At 32.2% G+C, this 1,555-nt stretch carries 3 protein-coding genes; 2 read left to right on the top strand and 1 reads right to left on the bottom strand.

Features of this window, described 5'->3' with window-relative positions; translation table 11 throughout:
- The first annotated feature begins 308 nt into the window (after positions 1-308).
- The gene (locus tag BMY79_RS12485) at positions 309-431 is read left to right on the top strand and encodes a hypothetical protein (RefSeq protein ID WP_278244264.1); all 123 of its coding nucleotides are present in this window, start codon (positions 309-311) and stop codon (positions 429-431) included.
- Between the two features lie 43 nt (positions 432-474).
- On the top strand, positions 475-765 hold the full coding sequence (locus BMY79_RS12675; RefSeq protein ID WP_081778013.1) for an IS3 family transposase: 291 nt from the start codon (positions 475-477) through the stop codon (positions 763-765).
- Positions 766-1,364: 599 nt separating this feature from the next.
- Here the strand turns inward: BMY79_RS12675 and BMY79_RS12335 are convergent.
- Positions 1,365-1,555: hypothetical protein (locus BMY79_RS12335; protein ID WP_207645467.1), on the bottom strand; the 191-nt coding region annotated here is incomplete at its 5' end.

The raw sequence follows: 1,555 nt of genomic DNA, 5'->3' as shown, positions 1-1,555 counted from the left end.
TTTTTTTAGTTGAACTTTTATGGCTAATTTCTCCCGTCACTATTTTGGTTATTTTAACCTATCTGTATTTGGTTATTTTTGCCTGACTCTAACAATGCTCTAAGACACAAATCGCAAAACAAAGAATGGACTCCAGAGGAGCGTTATACCTTAGTTGCGCATGTTTTGGCAGGTGAGTCTCTCAAGAGTGTTGCTTATTCGATTGGAGTTACTTATAGTCAACTTCAACAATGAGTTCGCAAATATAAGATTTATGGTTACAATAGTCTTATACCAAAACAGAAAGGGGTAAACCGAAGGACCCAGATATGAAAAAAATTAGAACAAGAAAACCACCAAAACCTAATGAATCTGAATATGAAAAACTAATTCGGCTGAGAGCTGAAAATGCATACATGAAAGCTGAAATCGAAGTAATAAAAAATACTTGAAGAAGTGCAAAGTATTTTTGAGTCAAACAAACGTTGATACGGCGTGAGACGAGTCCTTCATGAATTGATAAATCACGGATATCAAATAAACCATAAGCGAGTTCAACGCCTTATGCATGAAGCAGGTTTAGCCGGAAAAAGACCAAAAGAAAAATACCATTCTTATAAAGGTGAAGTCGGGAAGATTGCTGATAACGTAATAGATAGAGACTTCAGTACAACTGCGCCTTTACAAAAATGGACTACAAAATTTACATACATATTAAACACAGCAACCCTTCTAGTACATAGATTCATTACATCGCTGCAGCTCTCAATACAGAAACCCGAATAATTTTCACCATCATCTGCTTAAATTGCACATACAACATTATGAACATATATAAAAGGCAACTCTTCCCTTCCTTCTAGGTAAAACTGTTCCTTTACTTTTTCATACATTCTTTTCCAAATATCCATTAGATTTTCCGTTCTTAATTGCGATTTGTATATTTCAGCTTTTAACATATAATAGAATTTTTATACAAGAAATAATTGTATTCTTGCGGATTAATAGAAAAGAAGGAAAAACTCATGAAGTACCATCATTTTAGTTTCAAGGATCGTGTACTGATTAAAAATACCTTGAGTACGGATATCTCATCAATAAGATCCCGGATATGCCGACCCAAAATCGCTCTTTCATAGCAAAAGATATCAATTATAACCAAAAGACATTCATCCAAGCGGATCAAGTCATTCCATGCGCTTTTTCTCTTTAATTATGTTTCAAGATTTATATGCAATAATAAAACATGCAGAAGGAGTTTTTGTAGTGTATTTTTTTATATTCAAGGCTCGAAAAATCACTGTTTTATCCCCTTATAAATATAATATTATAATCTTTAATTAAACTTTTATAATTTTTTCCAACAATACACTATGCTCTAAAAACTATGATCCATTCATTTCTGGAAACTTTATTATATGCTGTAAATTGAATTCCAATAAGAAATGCTTTGGTTTTCTTGAGTTTTGTGTTATCTGTTCTATAAAACTCAAAAAAGAGCCACATTCTTCACCAGAACATGACTCTTTCTCACCATATATCTTCAAAACTTCATACAAGTTATTAAAAACCTTTT

The organism is Lachnobacterium bovis (assembly GCF_900111325.1).
GTDB lineage: Bacteria > Bacillota > Clostridia > Lachnospirales > Lachnospiraceae > Roseburia > Roseburia bovis_A.
Note: the sequence above shows the minus strand (reverse complement) of the source record. Positions and strands in the feature narration are given on the sequence as shown.